The organism is Pseudomonas sp. 65/3-MNA-CIBAN-0223 (assembly GCF_040310425.1).
Taxonomy (GTDB): Bacteria; Pseudomonadota; Gammaproteobacteria; order Pseudomonadales; family Pseudomonadaceae; genus Aquipseudomonas; species Aquipseudomonas gregormendelii.
Genome location: NZ_JBEOPV010000310.1, coordinates 1 through 242, shown reverse-complemented (window position 1 = coordinate 242; position 242 = coordinate 1). Strand labels below are relative to the sequence as shown.

Below are 242 nucleotides of genomic sequence, written 5' to 3'. Positions count from 1 at the left end.
CACAACCATCCATATTGTTTAATTATTTTATGAGGCACAATCCACATGGATCATTCTCAAGATTCAAATGTTCAACTGAACACGTTAAACCTACAAAGTTTGTCAACATTACCTGCTAATGTTGATGTGCCGAAATACGATCGTAGCCAGTTAACCGCTGGGATTGTGCATATTGGTGTCGGTGGCTTTCATCGTGCTCATCAAGCAATGTATATCAATGAGTTATTGAAGCAACCTGGTTC

At 39.3% G+C, this 242-nt stretch carries 1 pseudogene; it reads left to right on the top strand.

Going from position 1 to position 242, the window contains the following annotated elements:
• Window positions 1–45: 45 nt before the first annotated feature.
• Window positions 46–242 (top strand): annotated as a pseudogene (locus tag AAEZ09_RS29015) (hypothetical protein); the annotation flags it as partial.